13 protein-coding genes are annotated in these 8116 nt (G+C 68.4%); 3 read left to right on the forward strand and 10 right to left on the reverse strand.

Annotated features, from left to right (window positions below; genetic code table 11):
• From E1264_RS36530 to E1264_RS36540, 3 genes are all read right to left on the reverse strand, one after another.
• Nucleotides 1–548, reverse strand: a 548-nt coding sequence (locus E1264_RS36530; protein ID WP_132181095.1) for a dihydrofolate reductase family protein, incomplete at its 3' end; no start/stop codon positions are given.
• Between the two features lie 16 nt (nucleotides 549–564).
• On the reverse strand, nucleotides 565–1404 hold the full coding sequence (locus E1264_RS46105; RefSeq protein WP_132181097.1) for a metalloregulator ArsR/SmtB family transcription factor: 840 nt from the start codon (nucleotides 1402–1404) through the stop codon (nucleotides 565–567).
• 89 nt (nucleotides 1405–1493) lie between these two features.
• Complete coding sequence (locus E1264_RS36540) at nucleotides 1494–1673, reverse strand: hypothetical protein (RefSeq protein ID WP_207936727.1); 180 nt, start codon at nucleotides 1671–1673, stop codon at nucleotides 1494–1496.
• 356 nt (nucleotides 1674–2029) lie between these two features.
• Between E1264_RS36540 and E1264_RS45700 the strand changes: the two genes are divergently transcribed.
• Nucleotides 2030–2494 carry a hypothetical protein gene (locus E1264_RS45700; RefSeq protein WP_243711397.1) on the forward strand — a complete coding sequence of 155 codons (465 nt, stop codon included), beginning with the start codon at nucleotides 2030–2032 and terminating at the stop codon, nucleotides 2492–2494.
• Between the two features lie 71 nt (nucleotides 2495–2565).
• Here E1264_RS45700 and E1264_RS36550 read toward each other — a convergent pair whose 3' ends face one another.
• Nucleotides 2566–2787 (reverse strand): hypothetical protein, encoded by a 222-nt coding sequence (locus E1264_RS36550; protein WP_132181099.1) that lies wholly within the window; start codon nucleotides 2785–2787, stop codon nucleotides 2566–2568.
• Between the two features lie 164 nt (nucleotides 2788–2951).
• On the opposite strand from E1264_RS36550, the gene E1264_RS36555 reads away from it, so the two are divergent.
• Nucleotides 2952–5426, forward strand: a complete 2475-nt coding sequence (locus E1264_RS36555) for a tetratricopeptide repeat protein (protein ID WP_132181101.1) — start codon at nucleotides 2952–2954, stop codon at nucleotides 5424–5426.
• Nucleotides 5427–5585: 159 nt separating this feature from the next.
• Here E1264_RS36555 and E1264_RS36560 read toward each other — a convergent pair whose 3' ends face one another.
• The 6 genes from E1264_RS36560 to E1264_RS36585 are packed head-to-tail and all read right to left on the reverse strand — an operon-like array spanning nucleotide 5586 to nucleotide 7730.
• Nucleotides 5586–6143 (reverse strand): DUF6879 family protein, encoded by a 558-nt coding sequence (locus E1264_RS36560; RefSeq protein ID WP_165964562.1) that lies wholly within the window; start codon nucleotides 6141–6143, stop codon nucleotides 5586–5588.
• A gap of 2 nt (nucleotides 6144–6145) precedes the next feature.
• Nucleotides 6146–6328 carry a DUF397 domain-containing protein gene (locus tag E1264_RS36565; protein ID WP_132181105.1) on the reverse strand — a complete coding sequence of 61 codons (183 nt, stop codon included), beginning with the start codon at nucleotides 6326–6328 and terminating at the stop codon, nucleotides 6146–6148.
• 8 nt (nucleotides 6329–6336) lie between these two features.
• Nucleotides 6337–6519: a DUF397 domain-containing protein gene (locus tag E1264_RS36570; RefSeq protein ID WP_132181107.1), complete on the reverse strand. Its 183-nt coding sequence runs from the start codon at nucleotides 6517–6519 to the stop codon at nucleotides 6337–6339.
• A 9-nt stretch (nucleotides 6520–6528) separates the two neighbouring features.
• Complete coding sequence (locus E1264_RS36575) at nucleotides 6529–6723, reverse strand: DUF397 domain-containing protein (protein ID WP_132181109.1); 195 nt, start codon at nucleotides 6721–6723, stop codon at nucleotides 6529–6531.
• A 9-nt stretch (nucleotides 6724–6732) separates the two neighbouring features.
• The gene (locus E1264_RS36580; RefSeq protein ID WP_132181111.1) at nucleotides 6733–6924 is read right to left on the reverse strand and encodes a DUF397 domain-containing protein; all 192 of its coding nucleotides are present in this window, start codon (nucleotides 6922–6924) and stop codon (nucleotides 6733–6735) included.
• A complete protein-coding gene (locus E1264_RS36585; protein ID WP_132181113.1) occupies nucleotides 6921–7730 on the reverse strand; it encodes a helix-turn-helix transcriptional regulator in 810 nt (269 codons plus the stop codon). The genes E1264_RS36580 and E1264_RS36585 overlap by 4 nt, the downstream gene beginning before the upstream one ends.
• Nucleotides 7731–7831: 101 nt before the next feature.
• Between E1264_RS36585 and E1264_RS36590 the strand changes: the two genes are divergently transcribed.
• A partial coding sequence (locus tag E1264_RS36590; protein ID WP_165964563.1) for an ATP-binding protein occupies nucleotides 7832–8116 on the forward strand: 285 nt, incomplete at its 3' end.

Here is an 8116-nt window from a genome sequence, read left to right on the forward strand (position 1 = left end):
GCGTAGCAGAGGCGGACCATGCCCGAGGGGAATGTCGTGGTGTTGACGAGGTCCAGCCGGACGGGGCCGATGTCGTCGAAGATTCGCGGTCCGGTAGCCCAGAGGTAGGGGCTGACGTTGAACCAGAACTCGTCGACGAGGTCGAGGGCGATGAGGTCGCGGGCGAACTTACCGGCGGAGGGGACGATCAGGTTGCCGTGGTGTTCGTCCTTGAGGCGGCGCAGGGTGGTGGCGAGGTCGCCTTCGAGCAGGGTGGCGTTCCATTCCAGCGGTCCGGTCAGGGATCGGGACGCGACGTACTTGGGCATGCCGTTCATCCGGGCCGCGTACGCCTCGAAGCCGGGGACGTGGGCGAGCTGGGGCCAGGCGGCAGCCAGCCCTTCGTAGGTCCTGCGTCCGAGCACCATGGCGTCGGCCGCCTGCCACATCTCCAGCCCGGCCTGCATGCTGTGCCGGTCGGTGACCAGCCAGCCGCCTTGCGGTTCGGCCGCCGGTGCCTCGAATGCGCCGTTGACGGTCATCGCGACGTTGATGATCAGTCGTCCCACGGGAAGCTCCTCTGTCTCAGTGGTCGGTGTGACGTGATGCGGCGGTGGCGAGGGTTTCGGCGAGCTTGTCGAGGCTCTGCCCGAAGCCGATCTCGATCCCCGCGATGAAGTCGGCGGATTCGACGGTGCTGCCGTCGAGCCGCCAATGAGCGTCGAGCTGCGTGCCGGTGCCGGTGGGCCGCAGGGTGAAGGCGACGTGGGCGGTGAAGGCCCGCTCGCCGTTGGGAAGCAGCGGGGACATCCGGTAGGTGAGGTGCTCCTGGGGGCGCACTTCCTCGACGACGCCTTCCGCGCGCCCGACGACGACGTCCGAGCTGTCGGCGTCTTCGGCATCGCGGTATTCCAGGACGATGCGTCCGCCCGGTTCTGCCTCGAAGACGAGTTCGGAGACGCGCAGGTCGTTGGGCGTCCACCAGCGGGTCAGGAGGGCGGGCTCGGTCAGGTGGTGCCAGACCGGCTCGGGGGGTGCCGCCAGCGTCCGGCGGAATCCGAAGGAGCGGCCGTCGGCCCACCCCGGTTCCTGGGCGGCGCGCCGTTCCGCGTCGAGGGAGGCCGCGTGGCGGTCGTAGGTCTCGTGCGGGCCGCCGGGACGGTCCGCGGTGTCGGCGAGCCGGTTGAGCGTGGCCGCGAGGTCCCGCAGGGGGCCGGGACGGAGGGTGTAGAGGCGGCGTTGCCCGTTGCGCTGGGACGTGACGACGCCGGCGCGTTCGAGGGTCTGGAGGTGCTTGGTCGTCTGGGGTTGGCGCGCGTCGGCGAGCTGGGCCAGGACGCCGACCGACCGGGGCCGCTCGGCCAGCAGGCATACGAGCCGCCAGCGAGCCGGGTCGGCCAGCGCGGCGAGGAGTGCTGCGTCCATGAAGCCAAGTATTCACTACAAAGAATATTCGTGTCAACGAATATCTGCACGCCCTCGGCGCGCTGGCGGTTGCGGCCCCGGCGGATGGTTCAGAACCCGATGGTTTCGCGGAGCAGCAGGACGGTGCCGCGTCCAGGCTGGTATTCCGCGTTGAGGACGAGAAGGCGGTTGATCGCGCTGGGCCACCCGTAGGTCTCCAGGGTGCGGGCGTTCTCCAGCGGCAGGCAGTGCTCTTCGACGTGACGCAGCGCGACGCTGAGATCGGGCACCACCTTCTGCGCCCCGACGACCCAGATCGCGCGGGCGCTGTCCAGGAGACCTACACCCGCTGGTACGCCATGTCCCGGCACCAGCAGGAAGCCATCGAATCTCCCGGCGCGTGGCTGACGACGGTCGCCAGCCGCATCTGCCTGAACCAGCTCCGCTCGGCACGGGCCCGGCGCGAGACCTACGTGGGCGACTGGATCCCCGAGCCGATCCCGGACGGCACCGTCGCAGACCCCGCCGACCAGATAACCCTGGACGAGTCGGTCAGCCTGGCCTTCCTGGTCGTGCTGGAATCGATGACCCCGGCCGAACGCGTCCGTTCATCCTGCACGACGTCTTCTGCCACCCCTTCGCCGAAGTGGCCGAGATCGTCGGCCGGACCCCGGCGGCCTGCCGCCAGCTGGCCTCCTCGGCCCGCCGCCGCGTCCGGGCCTCGCAGCCTTCCGCGACGACTTCGGCCGTCCGGGCCGATGACGTCGTCCGGGACTTCAAGCGGGCCTGGGAGGCCAAGGACATCACCGCCCTCATCGGGCTGCTCGACCCCGCCGCCACGGCGACCGCCGACAGCGGCGGCCTCGCCCCGACCTTCCTGGACCCCATTAAAGGCGGCGAGCAGATCGCACGCGTCTGGGCCGACCTAGCCGACCGCAGGCTCGACACCATGTCGCTCCTGGAACGCACGGTCAACGGCCAGCCCGGTCTGGTGGCCCTGGAAGACGGCGTCATCGTGACGGTATTCGCGTTCGAGGTCGCGGGCGACCGGATCAAGCACATCTGGGTGATCCGCAACCCCGACAAACTCCGCCCCTGGACGATGATCTGAGGCACGTCCTCTACTGCTGGCAACGGGCAGCTCGTTTCACCTGTCGAGGGCGGCGGCGAAGGCTGCGGGGGTCAGGGGCTGTGGCGGTCACGCCAGAGTCCGCACAGCGCCAGCGACAGCCCGGTCACCGAGATTCCGGCCCCGACGGGCAGCCCCACGCCGGGAACGAGCCACACCAGGACTCCGGCCACCACGCCCACGGAGAGGCAGATGGCCGCGATGATCACATGCCGTGGCACGAGGACGCCGGGGCCGCGTCCACGGGGGTGAGGGTTGCGAGTGGTGCCGTCCACCTTGGTCTCCCTTGCTGCTGGGTGGCTGAGACAGCACGGTCGCGCCGGTGGGTGTTCGGGTTCGAGGAGGTTAGGCGATAACGGATGACCCTGATCGCATGACCAGGTCGCTGCGTCGGATGTAAAGGTGAACCCGAACGTTTCCGAACGGTCGGGGAGTGCGGATGGCGGCGGTCGACGCTGACCGGATCACGACCAGCCGGCAACTGGCCGAGCAAGTGGCCCTGCTGGCCGCCCGGTACCCGCACGGCATCCATCGCCTGGCCACCGACGCGGGGTTAAGTGCGGCGACCGTGCACGCACTGATCAACGGCGGCACCGCGCTCCCCCGGGTGAGAACGCTGGAGAGCTTCGTCCAGGCGTGCGGTGAGGATCCGGGGCCGTGGCTGGCGGCGCGGTCGCGGCTGGTCGCCGCCGCGCGGGCGGCACGCGCGTGTGCTTCACCTGATCCGGCCCGGCCCCGCGACGAGCCGCTCGGGCGGCTGATCGCTGAGTTGGAGGAACTGGACGCCCTGTCGCTGGAGGTGCACCAGGCCTTCGCGGCTGCGAGTCCGTCCTCCCAGGCGGCGGCGCCGGTGCTGCCGCCGTATCTGGAACGGCCAGGGTTCGACGACCGATTGCGTGGGGAGGTGGCGGCCGCCGTGGACGGCAGCCGCCTGGTGATGGTGGTCGGCGGCTCCTCGGCGGGCAAGACACGGGCCTGCTGGGAGGCGGTCCGCGCGGAGTTGCCGGACTGGCGGATCTGGCATCCGCTGACCCCGGAACGGCCGCTGGCGGTGGTGGAGGCGCTGCGGAGCGACCGGATCGCCGGACGGACGGTCATCTGGTTGAACGAGGCCCAGTTCTATCTCCAAGCACCGCAGGCGGGAGAGCGGGTCGCCGCCGAGCTGCAGGCACTGCTGGCCGACACCGACCGAGGACCGGTGCTGATCCTGGGATCGATGTGGCCGGACTTCTGGCGGACGCTCACCGCAATGCCCCACCAGCCATCGGGCCCGGACCCGCACTGGGCCGCCCGCACCCTGCTCGGCCAGGCCCTGGAGGTCACCGCCCCGCCCGCCTTCACCCCCGGGCAGCTCACCGCGCTTGCCGCGACCATCTCGTCCGACCCCCGGTTGAAAACGGCCGCGGAGCGGGCGCCGGGCGGGCAGATCACCCAGGAACTGGCCGGTGCACCGGAACTGCTGCGCCGCTACCAGCACGGCGGCCCGGCCGAGCGGGCGGTGCTGTGGGCCGCGATGGACGCCCGCCGCCTGGGCCACGGCCTCTACCTGCCCGAGCCGCTGCTCCGCGAGGCCGCCCCCGGCTACCTGGATGATCACACCTGGGACCAGGTCGGCGGCACGGACTGGTTCATCCCCGTGCTGGACCGGCTGACCGCCCCGCACCGGCAGCTTCCGGGCCCCCTGATCCAGCATCGGCCTCGCCCCGGTGAGCCGTCCCCACCCGTCCCGCTGTACCGGCTGGCCGACTACCTGGAGCAGCACGGCCGCCGCGAACGCATCCTGCTGTATCCGCCCGCAGCCTTCTGGGGCGCCACCGCCCACCACGTCCACACCCCGGCAGACCTGATCACCCTCGGCGGTGCCGCAGAGGCTCGTGGCCGCTATCGCCAGGCCGCCCACCTGTACCGGCAGGCCGCCGACGCCGGAAGCACCGACGCGCTGGTGCGTCTGGCAAGGCTGCGTGGGGAGCTCGGTGACCGTGCTGAAGCTGAACGGCTGTACCGGCAGGCCGCCTACGCCGGAGACGGCGGGGCGCTGTGGCGCCTGGCGGTACTGCACGCAGAGGCCGGTGAACATGCGGAAGCCGAACGGCTTGCTCAGGAGCGCGCCGATGCCGGAGGCACCCGCGCGCTGTGGAGTCTGGCGGTACTGCACCAATGGCGCGGTGACCGTGCTGGGGCTGAACAGCTGTACCGGCAGGCCGCCGACGCCGGAGACACCGAGGCACTGGAGGAGGTGGCGGGGTTGCGCGAGGAAGCCGGTGACCGCGCCGAGGCTGAACGCCTGTACCAGCAGGCCGCCGACGCCGGAGGTATTGGCGGGCTGTTGCACCTGGCGAGGCTCCGCGAGGGGGCCGGTGACCGTGCTGGGGCTGAACAGCTGTACTGGCAAGTCGTCGACGCTGGAGACGTCGGCGCGCTGACGGACCTGGCGATCCTTCGAGAGAAATCCGGTGACCATGCGGAGGCCGAACGACTTGCACAGGAGGCCACCGACGCCGGAGACATCGAAGCGCTGTGGAGCCTGGAACAACTGCGAAGGCCGGACGGTGACCATGCTGGGATCGAACGGCTGTACCGGGAGGCCGTCGACGCCGGACACATCTACGCGCTGGCGGACGTGGCGAGGCTCCGCGAGGGGGCCGGTGACCGTGCTGGGGCCGAACGGCTGTACCAGCAGGTCGCCGACGCTGGAGACGTCGGGGCACTTGAGGAGCTGGCGAGGCTGCGCGAGGAAGCCGGTGACCATGCTGGGGCTGAACGGCTGTACCGACAGTTCCTCGACGCCGGGAACAGTAATGGGCTGTGGCGTCTGGCGAGGCTGCACGAGCGGGCAGGAGACCCTGAAAGCGCCGAACGACTCCGCCGCTTCGGCTTGGACGCCAAAGGGGAAATCGAGGCGCCCTGGGAGTAAGCAGGCAGCGTCGCATCGTCCGAGGACTTCAGGGCCGATCTCCTGCACGACAAACCGGAGCCGGGGCGGCGGCCAAAGAGCGTTCAGGCGGTCACTCTCTTGCTTCCAACCGGTATGGCTTCGCGGGCTTGACGAGCTGGGGGTAACAACGGGCTCAGGTCAAACGGCGTAGTCGGTCGACGGGATAGCGCGATGCCAAGCGGTGTCTCGGACGCGGCGGTACCGGCCCAGAAGGCCAGAATCGTGGGCCAAGGCGAAGCCGCCGGACCGGCCGTCCGACTGGAAGAGGCTCAGTACGAGGACGTCATCGTCGAACAGCCAGCAATCCTCGTCCGGGAACAGAATGTCCTTGGCCTGGTGACGGGGCAGATACCGGACGTCTTCGCCGGCCTCGATGTTGGCCGGGTCCATGGCCAACTCCCACCGGACGTAGTCCGTGTGCGGCTCGGTCACCACCCGCAAGCGCTGGACGATCACCCCCGCCGAGGCGACCGCTCGGATATGGGCTAGCCAGGACGTACGCCATTGATAGTCGTCCGGCTCACCGTTGAGCCACGCAAGGAACGGCCCGTTCTCCTCATCGACCCCGTAGGCGTCCCTCAACTCCAGGTGGAACGCCCGGCGGCACGATCGGAACAGCGCGCGGAAATCCTCACGGCTGATCGTGTCGGCTCCATCGTCCCCCCAGTGGAGAAGCCTCAGGCGATCAAAGGACAAGGTCAGAGGCTCAACTCGTCCCGCTTCGCCCGGACGACGAGGTCGGCGAAGGCAGCGGGCGTGAGGACGAGGTGGCCCGCGTCGGGCGACTTGCTGTCTCTTATGGCGATCACGTGGGGGAGCACGGCCAGTTCGACACAGTTGCCATGGTCGTCCGATCGCGTGGCCTTACGCCACGTACTCATGACTCTCCTCAATGCGGCAACTCGTCGCGCTTCGCCTGGGTGAGGAGGGTGGCGAAAGCTTCGGGGGTGAGGGTGAGGTAGCCAGCTTCTGGGGTCCTGCTGTCTCGGATGGCGATGGCGTGGGGGAGGGCGGCCAGCTCGACGCAGTTGCCGTGGGCCTCAGAGCGCGTGGATTTGCGCCACGGCGTCATGGCATCTCCTCAGTGGGGCAGTTCGCCGTGCTTCGCTTGGTTGATCAGAGTGGCGAAGGCGTGAGGTGTCAGCGTGAGGTACCCGATCTCTGGGGCCTTGCTGTCTCGGAGGGCGATGCCGCTGGGGAGTTGCGCGACCTCCACGCAGTCTTCATTGGTGCCTTCTGGGCTTCGGCTGCTCTTTCGCCAAGCGGATGGCAACATCGCCCCTCCTCAATGGGGCAGCTCGTCGCGCTTTGCCTGGGTGAGGAGGGTGGCGAAGGCTACGGGGGTGAGGGTGATGTGGGGGGCTTCCGGGGCTTTGCTGTCACGGATGCCGATGGATGTGCCGAGATCGGCAACTTCAACGCAGTCGGACTGGGTCGAGGTGCTCTCGCTGTGGCTGGCCTTACGCCATGTGATCATGAAAATCGCTCCATCGCCTTGATGAGCACGTTCAACGACTCGTTTCTGGGTAGTGCCACGTCCCCGATGAGGTCGTACCACACCCGATATGAGGCTATCTCGGATGCATCCTGGACGAGTCGCCCACCTCCGTGAGCGGCGGCGAAGACCGTGTCGGAGTTGCCCACGGTCATGATCTTGAATGAGCCGTCTCTGCCGACGTGCGCGCCCGCGCTTCTGGGGACGAGCCTGATTGTGACGTGTGGGAGTTTGGCCATCTCCACCAGGTGGGCGATCTGCTCGCGCATGATCGCATCTGAACCGACCGGTTGTTCTACGACCCCCTGGTCGAGGATCACCCACACTCTGGGGCGGGGCTTCCGGAGAAGGCACTCCTGGCGCTTGAGGCGGGATCTGATCCCTTCCTCTGCGTCTTCCACGCCTGCCGCCTCGAACATGGCCCGGATGTAGCCCTCGGTCTGAAAGAGACCGGGGACCCAGCCGAGCGCCCAGATGCGGAGTTCTGAGGCCCTGGATTCAAGATCCCGATGCGTCTTGAACCACTCGACGTCGTGACCAGCCTTGGCGAAGTTGACCAGGCGCCGGAAGAAGAATCCCAGGTCCCAAGCTTTGTCGATCTTGATTGCGTGGGCCGCCTGGAGCTTGGTATCTCCCGATTCAACGCGCGCGACTAGTGAGCGGTCTCGGTCGATGATGTCGCCCACAGCGGCGAGTGACAGGTCGCGTTCCAGGCGATGTCTTCGCAGCTCAGCGGCTATGAAGTCCCAGAGATTGTTGTCCGGGTCGAATCCCGTTCGAGCGCGCATCCTTCCCCTTTGGGTGTTGAGCTTGGTGAATTCCCGTAGTCAACATATGTCATCTGGGGGCAGCCTTGTCTTGGAAACGGGAAAGAAAGGAGGCGGGTTAAATGGTGGCGAAGGTTGCCAAGTCGGGCGAGTTGGACATTTCTTGTCGGGCTTCGCGGACGGTGCCGGGGATGGTGCGGTCGTTGGTGGAATTCCGGCTCGCTGAATGGGGGCTGGTGCGGGTCGCGGACGATGTGCTTTTGATCGTTGGCGAGCTCGTCGCGAATGCGGTGCGGAGCACTCCGGATCTGGAGATCCGGGTTCGGTTCACGCGGGAGGCCGGGGCCGTGAGGTTCGCGGTGTGGGACTCGGGCGAGGAGAGGCCGGTCGTCCGGCCGGTCGTGGAG

This window comes from Actinomadura sp. KC216 (assembly GCF_004348535.1).
In the GTDB taxonomy this organism is placed as follows: domain Bacteria; phylum Actinomycetota; class Actinomycetes; order Streptosporangiales; family Streptosporangiaceae; genus Spirillospora.